A 26,012-nucleotide genomic window follows, 5' to 3' on the forward strand; every position below is an offset into this window, starting at 1 on the left:
ACTTATATTTGGGGGCTTTTTCATTGGACATACTACATCAAATACTTTCCACTTATGCTTCCTTTTTTGATTGGGACATGTGGGTAGAAGTATTATCAGATCCAGTTTCGTGGGGATTGATTGGTTCATTAATCATCCTTGAAGGACTACTTTCTGCAGATAACGCGTTAGTACTTGCCATTATGGTCAAGGATTTGCCGAAGGACAAGCAAAAAAAAGCACTCACTTACGGATTGTTTGGAGCGTATTTCTTCCGCTTTCTATTTATCGGACTTGGGGTATATTTAATCAAGTTCACATGGATTAAAGTCCTTGGTGCAGCTTATCTTGCGTGGATTGTTATTAAACATTTCTGGCTTGACAACAAGGATGAGGACGCTAAGGGAATAAAAAAAGACAGCTGGACTGTCCGGATGTTTGGTTCATTTTGGGCTACGGTCATTTCTGTTGAATTGTTGGACTTAGCATTTTCAGTTGACAGTATTCTCGCATCATTAGCTGTTTCTGAAGAAATTTGGATTCTGCTTCTCGGTGGAATGCTAGGAATCTTAATGATGAGAACAGTAGCGAAGCTATTCCTTGTGTTAATTGATAAAGTGCCTGAATTGGAAAACACTGCATTTGTGCTAATTGGCATTATTGCTCTTAAAATGTTTGCAAGTATCTTTGGCTTTGAATTAGATCATTATATCTTCTTTGCTATATTGATTCTTGCGTTCATTATTACGTTTATCATCCACTTCATCAACAAAAACAAAAAGATGTCAGAAGAAGTGGCATCAACAAAAGAATAACAAATTAAGCCTTGTTCCAGTTTGGGACAGGCTTTTTTTATGTAAAAAATTATTTCGTATATTTATTAGCATAACTAGAGGCTACAAACGAATCAGGCTTAATCTTCGGTTCAACTCCAATTGATTCAATTCTTGCAACCATTTCATTAACAAACTCACTCGTTTTATTTCTTGAGCCGCTGCCAATATCTATATGTCCTTCCATTGAAAATGTCGCTCCACTATATATAAATGGCAGAACAATATCAATCAGTTCGTTTTTCCGTTCTTCTGTAAACAGAGACACCACTTCCTCTGTTAAGGTTGTTTCATAAGAAATTTTTTCGTGCAACGCCAGCATTTTGCGGGGAACGATTATTTTTCTAATGCATGCCCAAGCTCCTTTACCCTTGTTCTGGATTACAATGCCCGTTATAAAGGTAGTATGCTTAGGGTGAACCTGAGAATCAGTGCCAATCATCAACCGATAATTTCCCCGTGGATTTCTTCTCATAAAATTGGAAATGCGCTGAAAAACAACATCAAATGTCATCGACTTTTCTTGAAGATTCTGAAATGCCATCTCTGACCATCTTTTCGCCGCCATTCATTAGCTCCTCCTTCAAACGTCTAAACACAAGCAATGAAGTACTTACCATTAACTATTGTATGAGCACCCCTGAAAAATAGCACCAAGCATAACCATGTCATATTGTATGCAATGCTTTACATTTGGAGTTGGCGGAGGCCTAGTAAAACTAAGAGGAAAGGAAAAATAAATGAATGGAGTGTTAAAAACAGCTATTTTAAAAATAATCAACTAGAGAAGTAATATAAGTAGATAAAGCACTGTTCCAAAACGAAGGAGTTTAATAAACTATTATTTCCACATAAAATTTTCACGAAACAGGTTTAAAAAAATGAAAAACAGTGTATATAAGCTAGGTGAATATAACAATAATAGAGAAAAGAAAACTGAACGGAAAAAGGGGATTTACATGAGCAATAATTCTATTCATATTGGTGGTTTACACTTTGAGTGGGAATTAGAAAAGGGCAGGTTTTTGTTTGAAGAGCAAGATGCTGTTCTTTTTTGGATTTCTAGTGCGATGAAAACTTTTTTTGATACGATTGAAGAAATATCTGGTGAAGAGGCTTCTAACTTAGTGTTTGAGGCAACCGGTTATCGTCAAGGTCTAGTCGTTGGCGAGTATTTTGAAAAAATGAAGGATGTAGATGTGAAGGAGGCGGCGAATCTTATTACCGCTACATATGCATCGGCAGGCTGGGGTGTGGCTGAAATTTTTGATTTGAATTATCAAACGAAAACTTTAACCGCTCATATTAAAGACAGCTGGGAATATAAAATAAATGTAGAGCAAGGAAAAAAGAAGGGCGGATGTTATTTAGCTGCCCATTATGCTGGTATATTTACCAGATTACTCGGCACAAATATTTGGTACAAAATTATTCAAGAGCAGCTTGAAGGCAATGAGTGCAGCATTATTGAATACTTCCCATCAGAAATTACTGTTACGAATAATATCCATGAGCTCGCGAGGAAAAAAGAATCCGAACAGATTGCTCGATTAGAACAGGTTGTTGAGGAAAAAACGAAAGAGCTGAAGGAATTAGTCAAAAGAATTTCTTCTCCGATTATTCCCGTTCATGATGACATCGTAATTGTTCCGCTCCTTGGAAAGTATGATGAAGACCGTTCTGAACTGCTTGTTACTAATACACTAAATAATTTACCTCAATATAAGGCAAGCTATTTAGTATTAGACTTAACTGGTTTGGACCGGGATATCAGTCAGCATACTGCAAGTCTTTTGGAGAAAATCGGTTCGGCTGCAAATCTTATTGGAATTCAAACGATTTTAGTAGGAATTTCCCCAGAACTGAGTATTGTCGTATCACAGGCAAATATTAATTTATCTCAATTTGATTGTTTCCAAACGTTAAAGCATGGCATTCATTATGCATTGGGACAGCTAGGCAGGAAAATAATATAAGAAAACTCCTTATCGTTAAGATAAGGAGTTTTCTTTCTTTACAAAATCCTGAACCATTTTAATTGAAAAGATTTTTCGTGTTGGAATAGTTCCTTGTTTTGCTAATTCATTAATTTGCTCTGTGACTGCATTAATATTATCGACAGTGAAGGGATATTCGTTTTTGCAGAGAGCAATTGCTTCTTCAATAATGAATTCTCGCTGCTGATCTAATGCTTGGAACTTTTTTACACGAACATTCACTTTATTAACATGTTTGGTAATGGCTTTATGTACATTCATGATTAAAGCTCCTTTAACAGTAATTTAGTTTTTTTATATACTCAGATAAAGAGTGAAAAATACTAGTTTACATAATATTATTATCTTATACTTTAATTACGTATGAAATCCAAGTTAGATGGACAGCGAAAATACTTGCATATAATAACAGGGGAACAATGAGAATAATCGTCCATGTTTTTACATGTTTTGTTGAAAAAGTATAAGCGAAAATAAAGAGTATGAATGATAAGAAGATTTTCAAAGCTAAAAGCAAAAAAGGAGATATCTCCCAGACAGAACTCATTAACGGGTTTGCTTCATCTATTAGCTCAAGCTGTATCCCAATATAGGTTAATAACCCATCTGCTAAATTTAAAAAACTGATTAATAAAAAGAGTATTTTCACAAAAAAACACCTCTAGTTCTAGTAGTTAACAGCTAGTTATTCTTACTAATTATCCCAATAAATAGCAAAAAAATAAATAGGTCATAACACGGAGAAGATAATTTCATTCTTTTGTAGCAGTTTTGACTGCATTACCGCGCATAATATCTCTTATGTGCGGTTTATTAAGGAATATAGTATAATAAATAATAGATAAAAGTCGAAGATTGGTGGATTATAGAGATGGATAATAATTTATTAGCAAGTTGGTATGAGGATGAAATTACTATCTTTCAAACAGAGATGGACAATAAAGATTACAGCAAATTTACAATAGAAAACTACATACGCGATATTTTCTTATTTTTAGAATTTATAACAAGAAAAAAGGCAGCAAAAGTAGAATTAGGGGATGTAAAAAAACTTCATATAACTCTATTTATGAATGAGCTTAAAACGAAAAGAGGCAACAGTGCTGCATCAAGAAATAGACGGCTGACAGCATTGCGCTCTTTCTTCAAATGTTTAATGGACTATGAACTTCTCGATAAAAACATTGCCGCTGAACTGGTAAGTGCAAAAGAACAAAAAGGAAAGCTGCCGAGTTATTTAGAAAAGGATGAGTTGAAAGCATATTTTGAAATGGTCGGCATTGTTTCCCAAAAGCAGCATCAGCGCAGAAATAAAATCATGATGGGCTTGATGGCTTTTGCTGGTTTGCGGGTTTCTGAGATTCATATTCTGAACATATCCTCGATTCAATCTGGCAAAAGAGGGTTGCACGTCTTAGGTAAAGGTAATAAAAATAGATATATTCCTTTGCCAGCAAAGCTTTATGATGAGCTGGCGGCCTATATTAAGGAAGATAGAATTCTGCCAATGAAAGGCTATGAAGATGCATTATTCATTTCAAGAAGAGGGAAAAGGATCTCAAGAAGAAGGATTCAGGAAATAACAGAGCGTATATGTGCTTCGATTGAAAGCGAATATCCAGAATATAACTGGAAACAAAAATCTATCTCCAGCCATAAGCTTCGCCACAGCTTTGCAACACATCTTGTCAGGGACGGCAGAGATATCAGAACAATTCAAGAGTTGTTAGGACATACAAATTTAAATACAACTCAAAAATATACACATGTCTCTGATGCGCAAAAAGAAAAAGCGATGGAGATGGAGCTGTCAGATTACTTTAATTAATGTTACGATAATAATATTATGTAAACTAATAAAATTATTGTCAGTATACATACTTTCTTCCTATATGAATATGCATAATAATAGACATATGGAGAAGGAAGTGTTCATGTAAATGCCAAGCAGAAAACATAGCGTTATAGTAAAAGCACCAATGGAGAAAGTATGGGATTTTGTTCGCTCAATGGATAATTGGGCTCCGCTTGTGCCAGGGTATATACAGCATCAACTTATTTCAGAAATGGTGTCAACATGGGAATTCAAGACAGATCTAGGCATTCTAAAGAAGAAGATCTCGTTAAGAGTAGATATTCTTAAATGGGAAGAACCTTCTGAGGTTTCTTTTAAATTAACTGGTATAAATGAAAAGTTTATGGGAAACGGGTATTTTTCAGCCGAGCAAAGCGGAGTGAATGAGACGAGGATGACTGGCTACTTGGAAATCAATGCGTTTGGAACGTTTGCACCAATGGTAAATAGTGTTCTCCAGCCGAAGCTCGATGAAATCACTCAAGAATTAACGATTGAAGTGTGTAAGGCAATTGAAAATGGTTAAATATAATATTATTATGTTAACTAGGTAAAGATGTGTTGTAACTAAACACATCTTTTTTTGTTGTTTCTTCCTTTATAACCATATTTTACATTTAACAACTATGATAATAGTAGTAGGAAAATAGATTGAGAAAAGCTATAATATAGGTAACTAAATTACATCTGAAAAGGGCAAACTTGTTGAAAAGCAAGGACGCAAAGCTATGGGCCTAACCGTTAGTAAAAACGAATGGCTGCCAGGCTGCCAGACTTCTCCTTTGGATTAGTCTAGGCTTTTCTAAAAGGAGAAGTATATATATGAAGAAACTAGTCATTCTTTTTCTGGTGGTGGGATTAATGCTGCCTGCTTTCAATGCAAATGCTGCAGAAAGCAGTAAAACAAATGCTACTTGGATTTGGAATCCATGGTCATTAACATCAGCAGCTGGTCAAAATAAAATCATTAGTTTCCTAGTGAAAAATCAGGTAACGGATGTTTATTTGCAGGTTGACCAAGAGGTTGCACGGAAGGTATATCAACAATTTATTACTAAAGCGACTAATAATAAAATCAGTGTTCATGCATTAGATGGTGCACCGAAATGGGCGTCGGACGGCGGTCAAAGCTATGCTGACAGCTTGTTTCAATGGGTGAAAAGCTATCAAAAAAACAGTACGGAAAATCAACGTTTTACAGGTGTTCATCTAGATGTAGAACCATATATTTTGAAAGAATGGAATACAGACAGAGCTGACGTTGTATTAGCATATCAAAAATTAATCAAACGCAGCGGACAACTAAGCAATAACTTAAACCTTGAGTTTAGTATGGACATTCCTTTTTGGTTTGATGAAATAACATTTGCCAATACGTATGGGAAAAGCAATCTTGCAAAATGGGCTATTAAAAACAGTGATTTTGCCACAATTATGGCATACAGAAATGCAGCAGCAGGAATCAATGGTATTAATGCTCTTGTAAAAACAGAGGTGCAATATGCGAAAGACTTTGGCAAAGCAATCAATATTGGTGTTGAAACAGGAGAGTCTTCTGAGGGAGCAAATATAAGCTTTTATGAAAAGGGTAAGTCTTATATGAAAGGTGAGCTTGCGAAGGTAGCTAAAGCGTATCCACAAGAAAATATAAACTTTGCAGTCCATTATATTGAAACATGGATGCAAATGAAATGAGAAAAGGACCTTGAAGGTCCTTTTTTTATCCTTTAATGTTAACAATTATTCTTCCGCGTACAGAGCCTTCCAAGATGGTTGGCAAGACAGAAGGAAGCTCTTCGAGCGTTACTTCACTTGAAATAAATTGGGTTAAATCAGCTGGTTTTAAGTCTGTAGCGATTCGGTTCCAAACCTTTTTTCTTGTTTCCATCGGGCAGTAGACAGAATCTATCCCCAGTATATTAACACCTCTTAAAATAAAAGGATAGACTGTTGCTGAGACATCACCGCCGCCTGTTAAGCCGCTCACAGCTACCGAGCCGTTATAAAGAAGCTTGCTTGTGATCGCAGCTAATGTGCTTCCGCCAACAGGGTCGATGGCAGCAGCCCACTGTTGTTTATCAAGGGCTTTCAACTTGCCGTCATAAATATCTGTGCGGGAAATGATGCTGTCAGCACCTATAGTTTGTAAATATGTATGCTCCGATTGCTTGCCTGTACTTGCATCGACCTTATAGCCCAGCTTTGCAAGCATCGCCACACCAAAGCTTCCGACACCACCTGTTGCACCTGTTACGAGTACTTTGCCATTTTCAGGAGTCAAGCCGTTTTCTTCAAGTCGTTGAATGCTTAAGCCTGCAGTGAAGCCTGCTGTCCCAACAATCATTGCTTCCTTTAATGTAAGGCCATCTGGAAGGGGCACAATCCAATCTGCAGGGATATTTGCATATTGACTGTATCCGCCGCTGTGCGATACGCCAATCTCATAGCTTGTGGCAATAACTTTATCGCCTTTTTGATAGCGTTCATCATCAGATGAGACTACAATGCCTGCTAGATCAATGCCTGGAATATGTGGAAAGGAACGGACGATTTTGCCGTTTGGTACACTTGCAAGTCCATCTTTATAGTTTATTCCAGAATAATGAACTTCAATAAGAACATTTCCTTCTGATAAGTTATCTAGGCTGACTTGGTCCACTTTTAAAGAAAAATCCTCGTCTTTTTTATCTACAACTACTGCTTTAAATGAATCTATCATTGTCGTTTCACCTCGTTGCCATCTTAACACTTTTTCTCCAGATTGGTCAAAACATCCATTTTGAATAAGTGAACCTGTGCTAGAATAGCTTGGTTTGATTAATTAGGAATGCTGAACTTTGGCTTTTTTTTCAAAATACAAGAACAGATTTGTCATCCATTTTGCTGTTAAGGCAACAATAACATAGCCAATAAATAGATGAAGGTAATTTGCACCTTTGCCAAACTCGAACATGCCAATAGCAACAAACAAAGGTTTTAAAACAAATGCGAAAACAGCAGATAATATTATTGACCATACATAATAATTCTTTTGTTTTGCTTGAGACCACTGATATATGAAGCTAAAAAACACCGGTACAAATGAGACGTCCAATGCAAAGCTGGATGGAAGGATTGGCAGCACCTTATATGGATAAAACCAATAACCATTATTAGCGCCATATAAATCGATATAGGTAAAGAACACATGAACATTGTATCCATAGAAGCCGAGCTGGAGGGCATTACGCTTATTTATCAATAGAAAAAAAGCAATTAACGGCACTATTAAAAGAGCAAGTCCAATCCAAAACTGCCAGTGATCTGGTCCTGAATAGCCGAGCCAATATTCAAACCACTCTTTAGAGTGACTCCATTCATCTTTTTTTAATTCTTCAAGCAGACTTTTTTGCTGTGTATTCATTTAAAGCATCTCCATTAAGTGTTTAAGTTTAGTGTTCGCTTTAACGGAAAATTACATGTATCCCTGAAAAAAATAAATCGAATTACAGTGTCAGAACAAAAATATTGGCAACAATAATAGGAAAAAGGAGAATCGAACATGAAAATAGCCACAGATGTATATGGATACAGGACAGCTATCGCAAATATCGCATTCATTTCTGGACTGGGCAAAAATAAAGATGAATGGGTACTGGTTGATGCAGGGGTGCCGTATTCTGCTAAATTTATCTTGAAATATGCTTCCACGTTATTTGGCAGCAAGAAGCCAAAAGCAATCGTATTAACACATGGCCACTTTGATCATATCGGGGCATTGCCGGTTTTGCTTAAAGAATGGGATGTACCAATATATGCCCATCACGAGGAGATGCCATATTTAACAGGAGAGAAGGAGTATCCAAGACCAACACCATTTATTGTTAAAGGACTAATGTCGTTTTTATCGCCGTTTTATCCCCGTGATGGCATTGGGCTTCACTCTAATTTACGTGAAATAGAAACTGGCACAGAGTTAGAATTCATGCAGGGCTGGGAGGGCATTCATACACCAGGGCATACGAAAGGACATATATCGTTATACAGAAAAGAAGATGGACTGATGCTGGCAGGAGATGCTTTTGTTACCGTTAAACAAGAGTCATTACTTGCTGTATTAACGCAAAAAGAAGAGATACATGGACCTCCTGCTTACTTTACACCAAACCGTGCAGAAAGCAGAGAATCAATCATTAAACTGGCAAAACTAGAGCCAAGCACCATTTATACAGGTCATGGAAAACCGCTATACGGTAAAGAGCAAATTGCTAAAGGTCTTTATCAGCTTATTCGCCATTATGATGTTGGTTTTGCTGAATCGCCAACCGTTGTATAAACGGCAATCTTATCCCATGCTCATATCAGCAACAGGGATAAGATTTTTTTGTGTTTAAATTGGAAAAAGGATATTACTTTATTGATTGCTAGTTTCATGGTAATCTATTAATTTAGAATGATTATTATTAATAAGGAGCATTACAGATGAAATTAGTAACATGGAATGTGAACGGCATAAGAGCATGTGTAAAAAAGGGCTTCTTAGACTTTTTTCATGAAATAGATGCAGATATATTTTGTATACAAGAATCAAAGCTGCAGGAAGGCCAAATACAGTTAGACTTAGAAGGCTATCATCAGTTTTGGAATTATGCGGAGCGAAAAGGCTACTCTGGCACAGCTGTATTTACAAAACAGGAGCCAATCAGTGTCACTTACGGCATTGGGGAAGACTTTGAGGAATTAGAAGGAAGAGCTATTACACTAGAATTCCCTGAATTTTTTTTGCTTAACGTGTATACACCCAACTCGAAAAGAGACTTAAGCCGACTTGGATATAGAATCGAATGGGAAAAACAGCTAAAAACCTATATAAAAGAACTTGATGCCGTTAAACCGGTTATCTACTGTGGGGACTTAAATGTGGCCCATCAGGAAATCGATTTAAAAAACCCAAAATCAAATCTCGGCAATTCCGGCTTCACAGTGGAGGAGCGGGGAGAAATGACGAGCCTGCTTGATTCAGGCTATATTGACAGCTTCCGCTATCTGTATCCAGACAGAGGTGATGTTTATACTTGGTGGTCTTATATGGCAAAAGTGAGAGAGCGGAATATCGGCTGGAGAATCGATTATTTTATCCTGTCTGAACGTTTAAAAGATAGACTGATAGATACAGAAATTCATTGTGATGTCATGGGCAGTGATCATTGTCCGGTATTGTTGCAAATAAATATTTGATGAAAGCCCAAGCTGAATGCTTGGGCTTTTCGCTGGCCATTTTTCCTGCTCGAATATATGTATGTCTGCATAAATCGAGAAGATAATAGTTTAAGACATACAATAAATTCATAAATAATCCAATTTTTAAGGTAAAAGTATTTGACGAAATATCAGTTTAGTTATAAACTAAGATTATAAGTTTACCGCTAAACTCATAATTAGGTGAATAAAAATGACGAAAACAAACAGAAATGTAAAGCTAGGCGTATTGTTATGGTTCCGGCTTTCCCGGTTTTATAACAAAAGCAACAGAAAGAGCAACCAGCACTTGAAAGAATTCGGACTGAATGTTGCACAGCTGGATTTGCTGGCGCAAATTGGTCATAATAAATCTATTTCCCAGCAAGAGCTTGCAGATAAATTACTTGTTTCAAAAGGGAATATTGCTCAGCTTTTAAAGAAGATGGAGGAGCAGAACCTGATTGAAAGAAAACAGGAATGGAAAACGAAATACGTATCGCTCACAGAAAAAGGAACTAAGCTGTACAGCGAAGTGATTCCTCAACAAGAGATGTTTCAAGCGGCTCAATTTGATGCATTAACAGATACGGAAAAAAAGCAGCTGCTTCATCTGCTAAAAAAAATTCAGAAATAGAAAGAAGGAGTTAAGATGAACTTTAAAGGCATTCATCACGTGTCAGCCATGACAGCAAAAGCAGCGCAGAACTATGATTTTTACACAAAAACTTTAGGCATGCGCCTTATTAAAAAAACAGTAAATCAAGATGATCCATCTGTTTATCATCTTTTTTATGGTGATGAAAAGGGCAATCCAGGGACAGAGCTTACCTTCTTTGAAATCCCAAATCTTGCTCCGAACAAAGAAGGTGTCAGCAGTATCTCTGCACTTTCTTTACGTGTGCCGAGTGATGCATCCTTACAATATTGGGTGAACCGTTTTGATGAGTTGCAAGTCACTCATGGGGACATTCTCCAAAGAGCGGGACGGAAAACACTTGAGTTCAGAGATTATGAAAACCAGCGTTTCTTCCTTGTTTCTGATGAACAAAACAGTGGGGTAGCAGGAGGAATACCATGGAAGAACGGACCAATTCCGCTAGAGCATGCAATTATCGGCCTTGGACCAGTTCAGCTGACCGTCCGCCGAACAGAATCAACCGTACGTGTGCTTACAGAGCTAATGGGGTTCCGTTTAAAAGGACAATTTCCTTCCACTATTAAAGATCAGCCTGATGTATTAGTATTTGAAACGGGAGAAGGGGGAACTGGCGCAGAAGTTCATATTGAGGAAAGAACCGATTTGCCTGTGCAGCGGCTAGGCAGAGGCGGAGTCCATCATGTTGCCTTCCGTGTCGATGATGAAGAAGAGCTGTATGCATGGATCAATAAAGTCAATGAATCAAGATTCCAAAACTCAGGCTTCGTAGACCGTTTCTATTTCAAATCTCTCTATTTCAGAGAACCAAACGGTATCTTGTTTGAACTGGCAACAGATGGTCCTGGCTTTGATACAGATGAGCATATTGATCATCTTGGAGAGTCATTGGCACTTCCGCCGTTTTTAGAGCCGCAGCGTGAACAGATTGAAGCAAGATTAAAACCCCTTGATACAAAGCTAGATGCATAATAAGGAGTGAGCTTTAGCTCTCTCCTTATTTTTTGTGAGGCAAAAAGGCTGTCTATTAGAGAAACGAAAAGTTATAATACTAAGAGTATAGTACTTAAGGGGGCAAACAGAATGAAATGTGTATCCATTGATCTAGACGGAACTCTGTTAGATGACCAGCATCTGATTTCCGAGAATAATAGAAATGTTATTAAACAAATGAAGGACAATAATATAGAAGTAATTCTAAATACAGGCAGACAGTATGCAGACGTTATTAAAGTTGCTGGTGTCGCTGAATTGGAGCTGCCAATTTTCTGTTTGAACGGAAGTATGATGTATTCAGAAACAGGGGAGCTGCTTTATGAAACTACTCTTTCCAAAGAATTGTACTTTGAACTTTTAGAAAAACTAAAGCCGTTAAACGTCGGTATTCTTGTTTATACAAATAGAGGAGGATTCCCAGGTACTTTACCTTCCTTAAGAGGGAAATCATGGGACCAAATTGAAGAAATGTTCAGCAGCCAGGATTATGAAGGCATTGTTGACATGGAAGATATTAAGCTATATAAATTGATAGCTGTAGTAAATGAAACGGAAATTGAGCGAATTGATACAGTTAAAAATAGTTTAAAAGAGATTTCCAGCGTATCCTTTTCATCCTCTTTCCCAAATAACTGTGAGATCACTTCAAGTGCTGCTCAAAAAGGCAAAGCAATTAGAAGATATGAAAACATGAAGAAAATGGTATTCGATGAAATTTACTCATTTGGAGATGGCGGCAATGATTTAACACAGTTCGAAGTGTCTACAAGATCATTTGCAATGGAAAATGCTCCTGATGAAATAAAAAGAAGAGCAAGTGATATAACTAAGAGCAACAATGATGATGGTGTAGCTTATGCAGTCACCGAAATTCTAAAGTTGGTCTAAGCAATGCCAGGAGCATAGACTAAGGTCTATTGCTCCTTTTCTTTTGAGAAATTTACAAAGAAACAGAGGTTTTCAGTCAAGAATTCTTCACATATACTTGCTATTTTCATCATAAAAAGCCAAAATAAAGAATGGTTGGCTACATTAAGTCAGCCAGTAGAAAGTAGGGATATGAATTGACAGATTTTAAAAGCTTAGGAATCAATGATAATGCAATAAACCTTTTGCGAAATAGAGGTATAATAGAACCTTCTCCTATTCAAAAAATGGTTATTCCATCCATTTTAGAAGGAAAAGATGTGATAGCACAAGCCCAGACTGGTACAGGTAAAACATATGCATTTGCTTTGCCAATCGTACAAAAGCTAAAAAAAGATGCAGACTATATTCAAGCATTGATTGTCAGCCCAACAAGAGAGCTAGCGATCCAAATCGCTGCCGAAATAGAGAAAGTGAAACCAGATTATGCAGAGGTGCTCACTGCTTACGGCGGGCAGGATGTAGAGAAGCAGCTGCATCGGATGAAGGATAATATCTCCATTGTTGTTGCAACACCAGGCAGACTAATCGATTATATGAAACGCGGCCACATTAAGCTCGACCGCTTGAAAGTGCTAGTGTTAGATGAGGCAGACCAGATGCTTCATATCGGCTTCTTAGAGGAAGTCAAATACATAATGCGTAAATCAGCAGCAAACAGACAAACTTTAATGTTCTCTGCAACGATATCAGATAATATTAAAATGCTTGCCAAGAAATATATGAAAGAAGCTGAATATATAACAGCAGAGAAAAAACAAGGTCCTGCTGTAACGGTAAAACAGTTTTCGATGCACTCAACAGACAGAGCGAAACAAGGAACATTAATGAGTCTAATTACATCCTTTAATCCTTATATGGCTGTTGTCTTTTGCCGTACGAAACGACGTGTAAGCAAATTGTATGAAGTTCTCCGGAACAATGGCTTTGAGTGCCGTGAATTACACGGTGACCTTTCCCAAGCGAAACGTGAACAAGTGATGAAAGATTTCCGTAATGTAAAGTTTCCAATTTTAATTGCTACAGATGTTGCAGCAAGAGGGTTGGATATTGACGGGATTTCACATGTATTCAATTATGACATCCCAACAGATGCAGAAAGCTATGTGCACAGAATCGGACGTACAGGAAGAGCTGGCTTAGAAGGATTTGCGATTACTTTATATACTTCTGATGACAGACAAACATTGGATATGATAGAAGATGAGCTTGGCATTCGTATTGAAAAAATGCAGCAATTAAAAAAGACGGATGATAAAAAAGTTCAGGAGAAAAAGGCCCCAGACAGTAAACGGAAAACTGGCTTCCGTGCTGCGCAAAAAGCAAAAGCTGTTCAAGGAAGAAAAAAACAGTCTTCGAATGAAGATAAAAAGCAAGATAGTGGAAAAAGAAACAGCAATAGTGGAACAAGACAGGAAAAAGGGCGCACGAATGGTTCAAATGCAAGCAGGCATACAGGCAGTGCTGTCTATAAACCAAAAAGATCTAAAAAGAAATAATAAGGTAAAGGAGCTATCAGGAACGTGATTAAAGCAAACATGATGAAATACATTGAAAAAAATGCAACTAACAGTAAAATCTCCGTTCTTCCATTAGAAAGAGCATACGTACTTGAAAATGAGTTGGCAAAGGAAGAAAATATCGCTGTAAGCGAGTTAACTGACCGACTTGGTCAAACTTATATGGAGCTTGCCAATAAAGAGAGTGATGAAGTTGTTAAGGACAACTTGCCTGCCTCTTTTTTGAATGACAAGTTTTCACTATTAAAAGCAAATCTTGAGGAATACTTATACATCGAGTCTGATTTATTTGACATTATTCAAGTGGAAGGACTGACATTGGAAGTAGATTCTGTATTTCGCAAGTATGATGCATTGTTCGGCTTCAAAGCACCTAAAAAACAGGAAGCCGTAATCCGTGCCTATTTTGCTGAACAGCTGGGAGAAGAGAATTCTTACAGCTTGATGTTTAACGGACAGGACGGACTTTGGGATGTAAACCTTCCGATTGAAAATATGGCTGGTTTTACAGAGGATTTAACAATCGCACAAGCGTTAGAGCTGTTTTACCAATTCATGTTTGGGTTAGGAAAAAAGCTGGAAGAGAAATAAAAAGGGGAGAGAGTAGCGATGGGTGACTCTATTATACGTACACAGGTTGATTCAACTGTGTTTACTTGGGATAAAGAAAAAGGTGTATTTACATTTGACGGAGCCCCATCTATGCTGTTTTGGGACTCCGCGATAGAATTATTCATCAGCACGATCATTGAGATATCAGGGGAAGATGTGTCTAATACCGTTTTAGAGGCAACTGGATTCCGAATGGGCGAGCTGGTGAGCAGTTATTACAAAGATAGAATTGATACACGAAATGTACTTACGCAATATATCGATATTTATCGGAATGCAGGCTGGGGGAAAATTAATGTCCGCCATTTTTGTCTGGAGGAGAAACGAATTATCCTGCAGCTTGAAAACAGCTGGGAGCATCGCATCTATCAATCTCTCAAAAAAGAGCAGGCGCTCGTTCTTTTACCAAGCCATTGGGCCGGAGTGTTTACAGGCTTATTGAAGGAAAACATGTGGTATAAAGTCAATAAATCGCAGCTGTCTGGCAGTGAATATGATGAGATTGAAATTTTCCCATCCTCTATTACACCTAATGATAATATCCATGAGCTTGCACGACAAAAAGAACAAGCATATATCAGTGAGCTGGAACAAAAAGTAGCGGACAGAACGCATGAGCTGACAGATCTTGTCAAACATTTGTCTACACCGATTATGCCTGTGTTAAAAGGGATATTAGCAGTCTCCCTTGTCGGGAAATTTAATGATGAGCGATTTGAAGGACTGCTCCAAACAACCTTATTTGAGTTTTCCAAAAAAAGAGCTAGTTATTTGTTGCTGGATATGACGGCAATCAGTGAATTTGACGAGTATATTGTTTTTCGCCTGCAGGGCTTAGTAAAGGCAGTGTCCCTTTTAGGCGGGGAATGTATCCTTGTTGGCATCAGTCCGACATTAGGTGTGCAAATTGTTAACTCAGGAGTAGATTTAAGTACTATTCCAACCTTCTCAACATTAGAACAAGGTATTGAGCATGCAGTCGACTTGCTTGGCTATGAAATCGTAAAAAAACGGTAAGCATTCTGCTCCATCTTTGCAAAGTCAAAGATGGAGCTTTTTTTGTGCATGAAAAGAGCAGCAGAGTCAGATGATAACAAGCAAATACTAATTTAGGAGGCTCCATAAATGCCTGAATTACCAGAAATGGAAAACTATAAGCGCAATCTAAATCAGTTGATTCAAGGTAAAGTCATATCTAATGTAATAGTTAACAGAGAAAAATCTATTAACGTTGATCCGCAAACTTTCATACAAGCAGTTCAGGGAAATACTGTTAGTCTTGTTCAGAGAAGAGCTAAGCATCTGCTGTTTCGGTTAAGCAACGGTAAAGTACTGCTGCTGCATTTAATGCTGGGAGGCTGGATGTTTTATTCAGAGGAAAAAGACAAGCCAAAGCGAACGGTTCAAATCCAGCTTTCATTCGGAAATATGCATCTGTATTTTATTGGACTTCGGTTAGGCTATCTTCACCTATATACAAACGCTGAAGCAGAAGCCGAGCTTGCTGATTTAGGACCTGAACCACTTGACTTAAGCTTTACTAAAGAGGATTTTCTGGCATATATAGAAAAAAAGCGCGGCACATTAAAGCTCAAGCTAGTCGATCAGCATTTCTTATCAGGCATCGGAAACTGCTATTCAGACGAAATCTGTTATCATGCAAAGCTGCTTCCTGAAAGAAAGCTGGAGGACTTAACTTCTGAAGAAAAAACAGCATTATATACGGCTATTCAGACTGTACTTAAAGAAGCGACTGATATTGGTGGCTATATGGAACATCCTCTATTCATTAACGATAACAAAACAGGCGCATATAATGACCTTTGCCGTGTTTATGATTGCGAAGGCCAACCATGCCAAAGATGCGGTACAAAGATTGTTCAAACAGAGATTTCCTCTAAAAAAACCTTCTATTGCCCTAACTGTCAGCACTAAGTGTCTAAACAGCTGCTCTTGTGGTCATAATAGTCTTTTATAAATGCATCTGCCAAGGAGTGAAGTTGGATGTTGAAAAGACGTAAATTCGTACTGCTTCCTGTTATGATTGGAATGATTGTGTTACAACTGAGCGGAACCATTTCCTTTCATGTGGAAGCAAATGCTAAAGGAAATGAGGGCGAGCTGAACAGTCAAATGAACAGCTTGCTCAACACCATCCCTGAATTAAAGGGAAGTCTCGCTGGTATCAGCATTCGTGATCAAAACAGCGGCCAAGTGTTGTTTGAACAAATGGCTGAAACGAGATTAGCTCCTGCTTCGAATTTAAAGCTGTTAACAGCAGCTGCTGCTCTTTCGGTTTTAGGTCCTGACTACCGTTTTCAGACAGAGATTTACACAGACGGAAAGCTGGAAGATGGGGTGTTGAGTGGGAATGTCTATCTGAAAGGAAAAGGAGATACAACATTACTGGCAAGTGATTTAGATAAAATTGCTGAACATTTGCATGCTAAAGGGATTAATCAAATTAATGGCAGTATTATTGGAGATGCGAGCTGGTATGATGATGTGCCGTACTCAGTTGATTTAGCCTGGAGTGATGAATCCACCTATTATGGAGCACCAGTTTCTGCTTTGACTATGTCACCAGATAAAGAATATGATGCAGGCACTATAATGATGAAGGTGAAACCTGGGGCAAAAGCTGGAAGCAGGGCAATCGTCAGTGTTTTGCCTTCTTCACTTAAGCTTGAAATGAACAATAAAACCACAACTGCCGCACAAGGAGCAAAAGAGGATATAGAGGCAGAAAGGGAGCATGGCGGGGAATCTATCAGCTTAAAGGGAAATATCCCAATAGGTGCAGAGGAAACAAAGGTTTGGGTAGCAGTAGAAAGTCCTCCGGATATGGTGCTGGATGTCTTTACGCAAGCATTGGCAAAACAGAACATTACTTGGACAGGTCAAGTTAAGGAAGGGAAAACTCCAGATTTGTCCACTCCAATTATTGTGCATAAATCCATGCCGCTGTCAGAACTGCTTATTCCATTTATGAAGCTCAGTAATAATACGATAGGAGAAACACTCTTAAAGGAAATGGGCAGAGTGGAAAAAGGGGAAGGCAGCTTTGATGAGGGAATTGCTGTTTTGCGGGACCAATTGACACAATTTGGTCTAGATAAAAACAAAATACTTCTGCGCGATGGTTCTGGCATTTCGCCAATTGATTTAATAACAGCAAACGATTTGTCAACATTGCTTTTCAACGTGCAAAAGCAAGCCTGGTTTCCGATTTATGAAAAGGCACTGCCTGTCTCCGGCAATAAAGATAGAATGATTGGCGGCACACTGCGCAACCGTCTTTTTTCTGAAAATACAAAAGGGGCAGTTAAAGCAAAAACAGGTACATTATCTGCAGTCAGCTCCCTGTCAGGCTATGTTAGAAGTAAAAGCGGCAAAACATACATATTCTCGATTTTGTTGAATCACTTAATGGATGAAAAGCAGGGCAAGGTCATAGAAGATCAAATTGTGGAATTGTTAGCATCCCAATAAAAAGAAGCCAGGAAGGGGAAGCCTTCCTGGCAATTCATGTTTACGTAAACACTATCCCATCTATTTCCGGCCAAAATCAGCTTTAATCTCGCCGTGAAGATGGGTTTCCCACTTGATAATTTTGTTTTCATAGCTGTTTTCCTTCAGCCATGCTTCTGCACGTTCAATCATTTGCCAAAGCTGTTCTGTACGGCTGTCTCGAGTGAGACTTGTATTGGCTTTTTTATTGCGCACCCATGACAGTGCAGTCATGCTGTCACTGTATATGGTTGTGTTTTTTCCTTGTTTTTTAAGCATCACAAGGGCATGGACAATTCCTAGAAATTCGCCAATATTATTTGTGCCAAACACAGGACCGTAATGGAAGATTCTTTCACCAGTTTTTGTGTCGACACCTTGATACTCCATCATGCCAGGATTTCCGCTGCATGCTGCATCTACTGAAATGCTGTTTTCGTCAATCGGCAGAGAAGAACTGCTACTAGCTGCATTGCTGCTTTTTCCTGCTGCGGAAGACGAACTGAATCCGCCTTGCTTATATGCTTGCTCTGCTTCTGCCAATGTCGGAAACGATTTAAAGGACGCACCTTGAAAGCCCTTTGTCTGCCTTTCGCATTCAGCCCAGGTTTTATAAATCCCCGGCTTACGACCTTTCCACACGACATAATATTTTTGTTTTGCCATAAAGAAGTTGCCTCCTCAAACTAAAGTCATTTCCTAATCATAACACAGCTTGTCACAAAAAGAACTTGCTAAAAGTATTAGCAAGTCCTAAATAAAGCTTTAGTTTGGAACTCCGTATTGTTTTTGCAGTAACCCCTGCAAATATTCAGCAAGCTGCAGCATCCCGAATATACCAGCTTCTTTTTCAGCATCCGCATTATAATTAGTGTTTGTGTTGATATCGTACGTATACAAGTTTCCATCTTTATCTTTCATAAATTCAATTCCTGCTACTTTAATTTTTTGTGCTTGCAGAAACTGTTCATACTTTTCAATGATAGGCTCATTAAACTCTGTTTGGATGGTGAAGCTTGGCTTGTCTTCCACCTGTTCGCCGACAGGGCAGAAGAGATCATTGATCTGGCACGCATCTGCCGGGCACAGTTCAAAGCCGCCTGCTGTGTCAACCTTCACTGCATACACAAACTTGCCGCCGACAAACTCGCAGCGTGTAATGCTTTGGTCAGGTGTTTCAATATATTGTTGAATAAGCGTGATTCCATCAACAGGCTCTTCAAATTCAGGGCCATACACATATCTTTCCAGCTCTTCGATTGAATGGAACAGGCGGACACCTAAGCCTTTTCCTGCTCTGTTATGTTTCGTAATAAAAGAAGGATCGCCTAGTTTTCTAGCAGCTTGGATAATTTGCTCACTTCCTGTAGCCACAAGCGTTCTAGGTGTTTTAATACCATGTTTGAACAAGGCCGCGTATTGGGCCGCTTTGCTCACTTCAAGTCGAAGTGCGCCCGTTCCATTTATCACAGTTCTGCCGTATGATTCCAGCCATTCGAGCACAGCAGAAGTATATTCTGCCGCATAGCGGTGGCCTCGCGTATGGGAGGAAGCGCTCATACGGCTGTAGAAAATTCCTTCAGGCGGTGCTTCAGTTAAGTCAAAATTGCCTTCTGACAAATCCCATTCCTCAAATGGAATATTAAGCTCCTCCAAACGTCTCGTTAAATGAACAGTCCATTCACTGTTTTCATGGATAACATAAACTTTACTCATCACTTCGTCACTTCTCTTTCTTTTTTTAATGATGCGACAAGGGGCATAACTTGTTCTGAAAATCGTTGCATTTCTTCGAGCTGAGGAGAGAATTGCAGCAAGAGCAGCGTAATGCCGGCATCTTCGTATTCAACAATTTTTTTAGCAATTTGCTCTGGAGTGCCGATAAGTCCTGGTCTCAAGCCTCTGTTAGAAACAGAATAATCTTGCAATTTAATTTGCTGTTCTAGCTGTGATTTATTTACAAAATCATCAAAGCCTGCATAGGCAGAGGATTCTTTCACATCTGTAATTCTAGCAAGCTCTTCTTGTGCTTCTTCCTCTGTATCACGGCAAATAACATAGGCAGCCATTCCAAAGGACGTAAACAAATCTTTTCCAAACTCTTTCCTTTTCTTCTGCATATCTTGAATTTTTAGAGAAATCTCATCGACTGTACCGCCATGCATCACATAAGCATCGCAGGTTTCAGCAATGACTGCTTTGCCTTTCGGGCTTTCTCCGCCTGCATAAAGGATTGGATTAGGCTTCTGCACAGGTTTAGGAGAAAGCTTTGCTTCTTTAATGTCGTAGAATTTCCCTTTATAACTGAATGTTTCTTCTGTCCATAATCCTTTTAAAACAGCTAAGAATTCCTCTGTACGCTCATATCTCTCATCGTGCTCTGTGAAGATCCCGCCATACTGCCTAGCTTCTTCCTCCCACCATGCAGACACAACGTTTAAGGTGAATCGGCCGTTGCTAATATGATCGATATTGGCGGCCATCTTAGCAGCAACTGCAGGATTGTGAAACCCAGGACGGATCGCTGTCATAATTTCTATTTTATCGGTAACTGCTGCAAGTGCAGCGGCAGTTGACCAGGCTTCTAATGAATCTCTTTCAGGGCCTTTAATATCATTTAAGTATAGTTCTGCAATCAACGTTGTATCAAAGCCCCAACTTTCTGCACTTTGAATGACCTTTTTTGCATAATCGAATGTAGGCGGCATGTTTTCATTTTCTACATTTCTAAGCCATCCGCCAAAAATAGGCAGCCAAAATCCATATTTCATGTTGATTCTCCTTTTTATGTAATCTGATATTTTAGGGCGCTAAAGTTTTTAGAATATTTATAATGTTATTATAGAGATATACTAACTGTCAATAGAGTGGACACTTTAAATCCTATATAAATACTCAGATTGCTTTGAAACTCGTATAAATTCACAAAAAAAGCATTTTCTTATGCATGAAAATACAGATATTTTCAGGAAGGAAGAGTAAATCAAGATTAAACAACCAAACTATAAAAAAGGGGGAATTTGTTTGTCTTGGTTAATTTATGCTATTCTTTCAGCCGTTTGTGCAGCATTAGTTGGTATCTTTGGAAAAATTGGCTTGCAAAATGTTGATGCTAATACAGCAACAGCTGTCAGAGCAATGATTATGACAGTTTTTCTCTTCATCATTGTAGCGATAGAAGGCAACCTGCATAAAATTCCGAGCATTATTTCTGATAAAAAGAATTTCATGTTTATTGTATTGAGCGGCATTGCAGGGGCTACTTCGTGGCTGTTCTACTTTCTAGCATTAAAAACAGGAAAGGTCACACAAGTAGCGCCAATTGATAAATTGAGTGTCGTTTTGGCTGCACTTATCGCTATCATTTTCTTAGGAGAAAAGATTAGTCTTCTGAACGGTGTAGGGATTGGATTAATTACAATAGGTGTTATTTTAGCAGCACTTCATTAATTTATTTTCAGGAAGGATATCCTTCCTGATTTTTTTATTGTTATCGTAGTGAAATCCTCTCAACAAAATACGGAATTGTACCGATATAAGAGTGTAAATAGGGTGCAAAATCCTTATTTTCCTTCTTATTAAGGAGGTACATGAGACGATTGGAGAGAGCAACAATGATCTATAAAAACAGTCAAACGAAATGGATCATTACCCTTTGTTTATGTGTTGTTCTATCAATGCTTGTAAATATCTTTTATCACTTTCTAAATCATGTTGTATTCATTTTACTGCATCTTCTTTTCAGCCTTATTTCCATCTTTTCCTTGATGGTGCTGTTAAAGAACATTTCTGCCCTTATAATGGAGCTGAAAAACAGCAGCACTAAATTGCAGACTATTTTTGAAACGATGGATATGGCAATTTGGTTTCACGATTATAAGATAGGAACATTATTCATCACTTCGGGAATGGAAAGAATTTATGGTCGATCAACAGCAGAATTTTACCAAAATATTGATTTATGGAAAGAAGTAGTTCATGAAGACGACCGAGGTCTGATAACGGAAAGACTGGAAGCATTAAAGACCGATAAAGAAGTCACAAGCATATACCGAATTATACGGCCAGACGGTCAAATCCGCTGGATTAAAGACAAGGGCATTCCCTTATATGACGGTAATGGCAAAATGATAGAATTCACTAGCATTTTTTTTGATATAACGGAAAGTAAAGAAAATGAAGACCGTTTTAGTACACTTGTGGAAATGTCGCCTGACATAATTGCTGTTGTCAGTAACTACGAAATGCTTTATATCAACTTTGCAGGCAGTAAGCTCATTGGTGCATCCAATCCATTAGAGCTCGTTGGCAACACCGTGTATGAGTTGCTGTCAACGGAAGACTATGAAAAGATTAATCACGAGTTTTCCATTAACGGCGCTAAAAATTTGAGAGTAGAAGTGCAAATTAAAACATTACAGCAAAAAGTAATGGATGTTGAGTTGTCCTGCATGCCAATTTTATTCGCGGGAAGTCATGCCGTGCTTGTTGTTGGGCGAGACATTACAGAACGAAAGAAATCTGATACTTTAATTAAGCGTTTGGCATATAATGACACGTTAACCGATTTGCCGAATAGAAACAGCTGTATGGTCTATTTGCATGATCGTATCCACTGTCTTGCTGTTGAAAGCTTGTATGTGCTGTTTTTGGATCTTGACCAATTTAAGCGGATAAATGACACGAGGGGACATTCAACAGGAGATATGATTCTAAAGGAGGTAGCTAATCGCCTGAAATCTTCTCTTGAAGAAGGTGATTTCGTCGCAAGGCTTGGCGGAGATGAATTTGTCATAATCCTCGAAAATGCAGACTTACAGGAAATAAAAAGTAAAGCAGACAAAATTCTGGAGGCTTTCACGCAGCCGCTTTTCATTAAGATGGAAGAGTTTTTCGTCACACCAAGCATAGGCATCAGCCATTATCCATCTGATGGTAAAGACCAGGAAACATTAATTAAAAATGCAGATGCGGCAATGTATTTGGCTAAGGATAATGGCAAAAACAATTATCAGTTTTATTCCCACGCACTGGAGGAAAGCAGTTCGAGAAAAATGGTGCTGGAAATGGCTTTAAGAAAAGCGATTAAGCTTAATGAGCTTTCTTTAGTTTATCAGCCTCAATTTAACATTATTACAGGTGAGATTTTTGGGGTGGAAGCATTATTGCGCTGGAAGCATCCCCAATTTGGATTTGTTTCTCCAGCCGAATTTATTCCAATCGCTGAGGAAACAAACTTAATTATTCCAATTGGAGACTGGGTTATAAAAGAAGCATCCAGGCAGATGATGGAATGGAACAAGCAAGGCATAAATGATATTAAAATGTCGATTAATATATCGCCAAGACAATTTCATTGTCAAGATTTTGCAGAGATTATCAGTAATTTTGCAAAAGAGTACAGCTTGAACACAAAAATGTTTGAATTAGAAATTACAGAAAGCACGCTGCAAAATATTGATTTATCTTTGAATATCCTGCATAAGCTGAAAAGTTTAGGTTTTAATATTTCAATTGATGATTTTGGCAAAGGCTATTCTTCTTTAAGCTATTTAAAGTATTTGCCGATTGATACGATTAAAATAGACAAAACATTTGTCGATGATATAACAGATCCAGTTCATAAAGGGTCGTTAGTAAAAGCAATTATTGATATGGGTCATAATATGAATTTTTCTGTTATTGCCGAGGGGATAGAGAACGAAGAACAGCTAGATTTCTTAAAAGTTAATCATTGTGTACTTGGACAAGGCTTTTATTACAGCAAGCCGTTGCCGAGACAGGAAATAGAACAACTGCTGTTTGCACAGGCTTCTGCAGGAAAATCAGAAAGGTCTTGAATAAATTCAAGTCCTTTTTGTTAGGATAATAACCAAACTTGGCGATTGTTTCCATTCATATTGTATAGTATAAGTATATAGAAGTCCGCTATATTTAAGTGGAAGTTTATTTCTTTTCGATAAGGAAATAAATAAAGAAATGAAATGAAAGAAGTTGGTGATGATGTATGCCATGTAAAACAGTAGATGAATTGAAAGCAGTTCTAGAGGAAGCAAAGGTATATACGAAAGATGGAAAAGTCGCTGACTACATACCAGCATTGAGCCGAGCAAATGGTGATGATTTGTCGATTGCGGTCTATTATCCGAACGGTACATGTTATTCAGCAGGGTGTATTAAGGAAAAAATCACCTTGCAAAGTATCTCAAAGGTGCTTACTTTAGCACTTGCATTAATGGAGTCCGGAGAAGACACTGTTTTCCAAAAGGTAGGCTATGAACCGACAGGAGACCCCTTTAATTCCATTGTTAAATTGGAAATGAGCAATCCGTCGAAGCCGCTTAACCCTATGATAAATGCAGGTGCATTAGCGGTCACAAGCATGATTAAAGGAAATTCTGTCGAGGAGCGTTTAACACGTATTGTAGATTTTGTGAAAAAACTGGCAGGCAATGATGACATCAGCTATTCAGAAGAGGTTGCCCGCTCTGAGTTTGAAACATCTCATCTAAACAGAGCTTTATGCCACTTTATGAAACAGCACGGCATCATCAATGAAGATGTGGAAGAACTGCTGGACCTTTACACGAAGCAATGTGCCATTGAGGTTAATTGCCTGGATCTTGCAAGAATAGGGATTATTTTTGCAATGGATGGTGTAGAGCCAGTAACGAATAACCGGATAATGCCAGCGCATGTGGCCCGAATCTGCAAAACCTTTATGGTAACATGCGGAATGTATAATGCATCTGGGGAGTTTGCAGTTCGTGTCGGCATTCCGGCAAAAAGTGGTGTTTCCGGCGGAATTCTAGGCGCTGTTCCTAATCGTTTTGGTATCGGCATTTCGGGTCCTGCCCTTGATGACAAAGGAAATAGTGTGGCAGGAGTCAAGCTGCTTGAAATCTTAGCAAAGAAATATTCTTTAAGTATGTTTTGATTGAGTTGTCGCCATTTGAGTAAATGAGATGATCCATTCTATTTCTGCTTTTGGTTATTTTCAAATAGATAGGGGTAACATAAAACTATTTGAGAGACTAGTTTAAAGCAGAAATAGGGGGAATACAAACATGAGCTTAACACCTGAGCAGCGTATAGAATTGCATGGCTTTAATAACCTGACAAAATCGCTGAGCTTTAATATGTATGATATTTGTTATACAAGAACAAAGGAAGAACGAGAAAGCTATCTGCAATACATTGATGAGCAATATAATGCCGATAGGTTAACGAGTATTTTAAAAAATGTCTCCGATATTATTGGGGCACATGTTCTAAATGTCGCAAAGCAGGATTATGAACCGCAAGGAGCAAGTGTCACCTTATTAGTTTCAGAAGGCCCTGTGGCGGAAGCTCCTAAAGAGGTATTTGAAGAATCACCAGGGCCGCTGCCTGGTTCTGTTGTAATGCATCTTGATAAAAGCCATATAACTGTTCATACTTATCCTGAATACCATCCTGATGAAGGAATCAGCACATTCCGCGCTGATATAGATGTCTCCACCTGTGGAGAAATCTCTCCATTGAAGGCACTCAACTATTTACTTCATTCTTTTGATACAGATATCATGATTATTGATTACCGCGTCAGAGGCTTCACCCGTGATATTCATGGACATAAGCTGTTTATAGATCATGACATTAACTCAATTCAGAATTATATTCCCGATGAAGCGAAAAAAACCTTTGATATGATTGATGTAAATATTTACCAAGAAAATATTTTTCATACAAAATGTAAGCTGAAGCAGTTTGATTTAAACAATTACTTGTTTGGATATACAGCTGATGAATTAAGTGAAAAAGAGCAGGCAGACATAACAGAAAAGCTGACAGTAGAAATGAACGAGATTTTCTATGGAAAAAATATCAACAACTAATACAGGGACAGGCGTTTAGCCTGTTCTTTTT

Annotated in this window: 27 protein-coding genes and 1 riboswitch; of the genes, 19 read left to right on the forward strand and 8 right to left on the reverse strand. The window is 38.2% G+C overall.

Annotated elements, in window-relative coordinates:
• Positions 1-23: 23 nt before the first annotated feature.
• Positions 24-794 (forward strand): TerC family protein, encoded by a 771-nt coding sequence (locus MKX82_RS09775; protein ID WP_233313900.1) that lies wholly within the window; start codon positions 24-26, stop codon positions 792-794.
• A 49-nt stretch (positions 795-843) separates the two neighbouring features.
• On the opposite strand, the gene MKX82_RS09780 is transcribed toward MKX82_RS09775, so the two are convergent.
• Positions 844-1,380 carry a ribonuclease H-like YkuK family protein gene (locus MKX82_RS09780; RefSeq protein ID WP_233313899.1) on the reverse strand — a complete coding sequence of 179 codons (537 nt, stop codon included), beginning with the start codon at positions 1,378-1,380 and terminating at the stop codon, positions 844-846.
• 391 nt (positions 1,381-1,771) lie between these two features.
• Here MKX82_RS09780 and MKX82_RS09785 point away from each other — a divergent pair, with 391 nt between their 5' ends.
• A complete protein-coding gene (locus MKX82_RS09785; protein WP_237942288.1) occupies positions 1,772-2,788 on the forward strand; it encodes an STAS domain-containing protein in 1,017 nt (338 codons plus the stop codon).
• A gap of 15 nt (positions 2,789-2,803) precedes the next feature.
• On the opposite strand, the gene MKX82_RS09790 is transcribed toward MKX82_RS09785, so the two are convergent.
• Both MKX82_RS09790 and MKX82_RS09795 read right to left on the reverse strand, forming a co-directional pair.
• Complete coding sequence (locus MKX82_RS09790; RefSeq protein WP_341076773.1) at positions 2,804-3,070, reverse strand: DUF2533 family protein; 267 nt, start codon at positions 3,068-3,070, stop codon at positions 2,804-2,806.
• 85 nt (positions 3,071-3,155) lie between these two features.
• Positions 3,156-3,458: a DUF5658 family protein gene (locus tag MKX82_RS09795; protein WP_341076775.1), complete on the reverse strand. Its 303-nt coding sequence runs from the start codon at positions 3,456-3,458 to the stop codon at positions 3,156-3,158.
• Positions 3,459-3,680: 222 nt separating this feature from the next.
• On the opposite strand from MKX82_RS09795, the gene MKX82_RS09800 reads away from it, so the two are divergent.
• The 3 genes from MKX82_RS09800 to MKX82_RS09810 all read left to right on the forward strand — a co-directional run bounded on the left by MKX82_RS09800 (position 3,681) and on the right by MKX82_RS09810 (position 6,359).
• Positions 3,681-4,637 carry a tyrosine-type recombinase/integrase gene (locus tag MKX82_RS09800; protein ID WP_233313895.1) on the forward strand — a complete coding sequence of 319 codons (957 nt, stop codon included), beginning with the start codon at positions 3,681-3,683 and terminating at the stop codon, positions 4,635-4,637.
• Positions 4,638-4,749: 112 nt separating this feature from the next.
• On the forward strand, positions 4,750-5,190 hold the full coding sequence (locus MKX82_RS09805; RefSeq protein WP_237941399.1) for a CoxG family protein: 441 nt from the start codon (positions 4,750-4,752) through the stop codon (positions 5,188-5,190).
• 159 nt (positions 5,191-5,349) lie between these two features.
• A riboswitch (cyclic di-GMP riboswitch) is annotated at positions 5,350-5,438 on the forward strand.
• 48 nt (positions 5,439-5,486) lie between these two features.
• Positions 5,487-6,359, forward strand: a complete 873-nt coding sequence (locus MKX82_RS09810; RefSeq protein ID WP_341076778.1) for an amidase — start codon at positions 5,487-5,489, stop codon at positions 6,357-6,359.
• A gap of 25 nt (positions 6,360-6,384) precedes the next feature.
• Here the strand turns inward: MKX82_RS09810 and MKX82_RS09815 are convergent, their stop codons facing one another.
• Both MKX82_RS09815 and MKX82_RS09820 read right to left on the reverse strand, forming a co-directional pair.
• A complete protein-coding gene (locus tag MKX82_RS09815) occupies positions 6,385-7,383 on the reverse strand; it encodes an NADPH:quinone oxidoreductase family protein (protein WP_341076781.1) in 999 nt (332 codons plus the stop codon).
• Positions 7,384-7,485: 102 nt separating this feature from the next.
• Entirely contained in the window at positions 7,486-8,067 is a 582-nt protein-coding gene (locus tag MKX82_RS09820) for a CBO0543 family protein (RefSeq protein WP_237941402.1), read from the reverse strand.
• Positions 8,068-8,205: 138 nt separating this feature from the next.
• Here MKX82_RS09820 and MKX82_RS09825 point away from each other — a divergent pair, with 138 nt between their 5' ends.
• The 10 genes from MKX82_RS09825 to dacB all read left to right on the forward strand — a co-directional run bounded on the left by MKX82_RS09825 (position 8,206) and on the right by dacB (position 18,086).
• Complete coding sequence (locus MKX82_RS09825; RefSeq protein ID WP_233313890.1) at positions 8,206-8,979, forward strand: MBL fold metallo-hydrolase; 774 nt, start codon at positions 8,206-8,208, stop codon at positions 8,977-8,979.
• A 146-nt stretch (positions 8,980-9,125) separates the two neighbouring features.
• Entirely contained in the window at positions 9,126-9,881 is a 756-nt protein-coding gene (locus tag MKX82_RS09830) for an exodeoxyribonuclease III (protein WP_341076784.1), read from the forward strand.
• A gap of 214 nt (positions 9,882-10,095) precedes the next feature.
• Positions 10,096-10,518, forward strand: a complete 423-nt coding sequence (locus MKX82_RS09835) for a MarR family winged helix-turn-helix transcriptional regulator (protein ID WP_233313888.1) — start codon at positions 10,096-10,098, stop codon at positions 10,516-10,518.
• A gap of 15 nt (positions 10,519-10,533) precedes the next feature.
• On the forward strand, positions 10,534-11,511 hold the full coding sequence (locus MKX82_RS09840) for a ring-cleaving dioxygenase (RefSeq protein ID WP_251646154.1): 978 nt from the start codon (positions 10,534-10,536) through the stop codon (positions 11,509-11,511).
• Positions 11,512-11,622: 111 nt separating this feature from the next.
• Positions 11,623-12,423: an HAD family hydrolase gene (locus tag MKX82_RS09845; protein WP_341076791.1), complete on the forward strand. Its 801-nt coding sequence runs from the start codon at positions 11,623-11,625 to the stop codon at positions 12,421-12,423.
• 176 nt (positions 12,424-12,599) lie between these two features.
• Entirely contained in the window at positions 12,600-13,961 is a 1,362-nt protein-coding gene (locus MKX82_RS09850; RefSeq protein ID WP_341076793.1) for a DEAD/DEAH box helicase, read from the forward strand.
• A gap of 39 nt (positions 13,962-14,000) precedes the next feature.
• Positions 14,001-14,573: a branched-chain amino acid aminotransferase gene (locus MKX82_RS09855; RefSeq protein ID WP_341076795.1), complete on the forward strand. Its 573-nt coding sequence runs from the start codon at positions 14,001-14,003 to the stop codon at positions 14,571-14,573.
• 18 nt (positions 14,574-14,591) lie between these two features.
• On the forward strand, positions 14,592-15,611 hold the full coding sequence (locus tag MKX82_RS09860; RefSeq protein ID WP_233313883.1) for an STAS domain-containing protein: 1,020 nt from the start codon (positions 14,592-14,594) through the stop codon (positions 15,609-15,611).
• A 108-nt stretch (positions 15,612-15,719) separates the two neighbouring features.
• Complete coding sequence (mutM, locus tag MKX82_RS09865) at positions 15,720-16,529, forward strand: bifunctional DNA-formamidopyrimidine glycosylase/DNA-(apurinic or apyrimidinic site) lyase (protein WP_341076797.1); 810 nt, start codon at positions 15,720-15,722, stop codon at positions 16,527-16,529.
• A gap of 69 nt (positions 16,530-16,598) precedes the next feature.
• Positions 16,599-18,086 carry a D-alanyl-D-alanine carboxypeptidase/D-alanyl-D-alanine endopeptidase gene (dacB, locus tag MKX82_RS09870; RefSeq protein ID WP_341076799.1) on the forward strand — a complete coding sequence of 496 codons (1,488 nt, stop codon included), beginning with the start codon at positions 16,599-16,601 and terminating at the stop codon, positions 18,084-18,086.
• Between the two features lie 60 nt (positions 18,087-18,146).
• Here the strand turns inward: dacB and MKX82_RS09875 are convergent, their stop codons facing one another.
• The 3 genes from MKX82_RS09875 to MKX82_RS09885 form a co-directional block, all read right to left on the reverse strand.
• Positions 18,147-18,770 carry a ribonuclease H1 domain-containing protein gene (locus tag MKX82_RS09875; protein WP_233313880.1) on the reverse strand — a complete coding sequence of 208 codons (624 nt, stop codon included), beginning with the start codon at positions 18,768-18,770 and terminating at the stop codon, positions 18,147-18,149.
• 99 nt (positions 18,771-18,869) lie between these two features.
• Positions 18,870-19,820, reverse strand: a complete 951-nt coding sequence (locus tag MKX82_RS09880) for an ATP-grasp domain-containing protein (protein ID WP_233313879.1) — start codon at positions 19,818-19,820, stop codon at positions 18,870-18,872.
• A complete protein-coding gene (locus tag MKX82_RS09885) occupies positions 19,820-20,875 on the reverse strand; it encodes an LLM class flavin-dependent oxidoreductase (RefSeq protein WP_233313878.1) in 1,056 nt (351 codons plus the stop codon). The genes MKX82_RS09880 and MKX82_RS09885 overlap by 1 nt, the downstream gene beginning before the upstream one ends.
• A 253-nt stretch (positions 20,876-21,128) precedes the next feature.
• On the opposite strand from MKX82_RS09885, the gene MKX82_RS09890 reads away from it, so the two are divergent.
• From MKX82_RS09890 to speD, 4 genes are all read left to right on the forward strand, one after another.
• Positions 21,129-21,554 carry an EamA family transporter gene (locus tag MKX82_RS09890; protein WP_233313877.1) on the forward strand — a complete coding sequence of 142 codons (426 nt, stop codon included), beginning with the start codon at positions 21,129-21,131 and terminating at the stop codon, positions 21,552-21,554.
• A 140-nt stretch (positions 21,555-21,694) separates the two neighbouring features.
• A complete protein-coding gene (locus MKX82_RS09895; RefSeq protein ID WP_341076804.1) occupies positions 21,695-23,944 on the forward strand; it encodes a sensor domain-containing protein in 2,250 nt (749 codons plus the stop codon).
• A gap of 167 nt (positions 23,945-24,111) precedes the next feature.
• Positions 24,112-25,041 (forward strand): glutaminase A, encoded by a 930-nt coding sequence (gene glsA, locus MKX82_RS09900; RefSeq protein ID WP_233313875.1) that lies wholly within the window; start codon positions 24,112-24,114, stop codon positions 25,039-25,041.
• Between the two features lie 130 nt (positions 25,042-25,171).
• Positions 25,172-25,981, forward strand: coding sequence for an adenosylmethionine decarboxylase (gene speD / locus MKX82_RS09905; RefSeq protein WP_233313874.1), 810 nt, complete (start codon positions 25,172-25,174; stop codon positions 25,979-25,981).
• The last annotated feature ends 31 nt before the right edge of the window (positions 25,982-26,012 follow it).

This window comes from Niallia sp. FSL R7-0271, from assembly GCF_038005785.1.
Lineage (GTDB): Bacteria > Bacillota > Bacilli > Bacillales > Cytobacillaceae > Niallia.

Excerpts from the sequence above, each read along its gene's own strand:
- MKX82_RS09880 (WP_233313879.1), bottom strand. The coding sequence starts at position 19,820 with ATGAGTAAAGTTTATGTTATCCATGAAAACAGTGAATGGACTGTTCAT.
- MKX82_RS09785 (WP_237942288.1), top strand. The coding sequence starts at position 1,772 with ATGAGCAATAATTCTATTCATATTGGTGGTTTACACTTTGAGTGGGAA.
- MKX82_RS09820 (WP_237941402.1), bottom strand. The coding sequence starts at position 8,067 with ATGAATACACAGCAAAAAAGTCTGCTTGAAGAATTAAAAAAAGATGAA.
- MKX82_RS09815 (WP_341076781.1), bottom strand. The coding sequence starts at position 7,383 with ATGATAGATTCATTTAAAGCAGTAGTTGTAGATAAAAAAGACGAGGAT.
- MKX82_RS09885 (WP_233313878.1), bottom strand. The coding sequence starts at position 20,875 with ATGAAATATGGATTTTGGCTGCCTATTTTTGGCGGATGGCTTAGAAAT.
- speD (WP_233313874.1), top strand. The coding sequence starts at position 25,172 with ATGAGCTTAACACCTGAGCAGCGTATAGAATTGCATGGCTTTAATAAC.
- MKX82_RS09810 (WP_341076778.1), top strand. The coding sequence starts at position 5,487 with ATGAAGAAACTAGTCATTCTTTTTCTGGTGGTGGGATTAATGCTGCCT.
- MKX82_RS09875 (WP_233313880.1), bottom strand. The coding sequence starts at position 18,770 with ATGGCAAAACAAAAATATTATGTCGTGTGGAAAGGTCGTAAGCCGGGG.
- MKX82_RS09895 (WP_341076804.1), top strand. The coding sequence starts at position 21,695 with ATGAGACGATTGGAGAGAGCAACAATGATCTATAAAAACAGTCAAACG.
- mutM (WP_341076797.1), top strand. The coding sequence starts at position 15,720 with ATGCCTGAATTACCAGAAATGGAAAACTATAAGCGCAATCTAAATCAG.
- MKX82_RS09860 (WP_233313883.1), top strand. The coding sequence starts at position 14,592 with ATGGGTGACTCTATTATACGTACACAGGTTGATTCAACTGTGTTTACT.
- MKX82_RS09825 (WP_233313890.1), top strand. The coding sequence starts at position 8,206 with ATGAAAATAGCCACAGATGTATATGGATACAGGACAGCTATCGCAAAT.
- MKX82_RS09840 (WP_251646154.1), top strand. The coding sequence starts at position 10,534 with ATGAACTTTAAAGGCATTCATCACGTGTCAGCCATGACAGCAAAAGCA.
- MKX82_RS09800 (WP_233313895.1), top strand. The coding sequence starts at position 3,681 with ATGGATAATAATTTATTAGCAAGTTGGTATGAGGATGAAATTACTATC.
- MKX82_RS09780 (WP_233313899.1), bottom strand. The coding sequence starts at position 1,380 with ATGGCGGCGAAAAGATGGTCAGAGATGGCATTTCAGAATCTTCAAGAA.
- MKX82_RS09805 (WP_237941399.1), top strand. The coding sequence starts at position 4,750 with ATGCCAAGCAGAAAACATAGCGTTATAGTAAAAGCACCAATGGAGAAA.
- MKX82_RS09830 (WP_341076784.1), top strand. The coding sequence starts at position 9,126 with ATGAAATTAGTAACATGGAATGTGAACGGCATAAGAGCATGTGTAAAA.
- MKX82_RS09790 (WP_341076773.1), bottom strand. The coding sequence starts at position 3,070 with ATGAATGTACATAAAGCCATTACCAAACATGTTAATAAAGTGAATGTT.
- glsA (WP_233313875.1), top strand. The coding sequence starts at position 24,112 with ATGCCATGTAAAACAGTAGATGAATTGAAAGCAGTTCTAGAGGAAGCA.
- dacB (WP_341076799.1), top strand. The coding sequence starts at position 16,599 with ATGTTGAAAAGACGTAAATTCGTACTGCTTCCTGTTATGATTGGAATG.
- MKX82_RS09835 (WP_233313888.1), top strand. The coding sequence starts at position 10,096 with ATGACGAAAACAAACAGAAATGTAAAGCTAGGCGTATTGTTATGGTTC.
- MKX82_RS09845 (WP_341076791.1), top strand. The coding sequence starts at position 11,623 with ATGAAATGTGTATCCATTGATCTAGACGGAACTCTGTTAGATGACCAG.
- MKX82_RS09855 (WP_341076795.1), top strand. The coding sequence starts at position 14,001 with ATGATGAAATACATTGAAAAAAATGCAACTAACAGTAAAATCTCCGTT.